Genomic DNA, 242 nt, shown 5'->3' on the forward strand with positions numbered 1-242 from the left:
GCTCCGATTAATCAGGCAATCAGCATTGTTAATAATGCAGTTGGGATGATTAATAATGCAATTGGTGGAATTGAATCTGCATTTTCCTTTGGGCCTTGGACTGTTCCAACACCGTTTGGTTCAAAGACTATTGGATTTCATGCAACATTTCCACGTATCGGAACTATCCCATATCTGGCCAGTGGCGCAGTTATTCCACCACGAAGCGAATTCCTTGCGGTATTAGGTGACCAGAAGAAAGG

The 242-nt window shown here is 43.4% G+C and carries 1 protein-coding gene; it reads left to right on the top strand.

The features are described 5' to 3' along the window. Positions 1-242 (top strand): hypothetical protein (locus tag KC820_RS13085; protein ID WP_212371699.1); only part of this gene is annotated, 242 nt, incomplete at both ends.

The organism is Allobacillus saliphilus (assembly GCF_018138385.1).
Lineage (GTDB): Bacteria > Bacillota > Bacilli > Bacillales > Alkalibacillaceae > Allobacillus > Allobacillus saliphilus.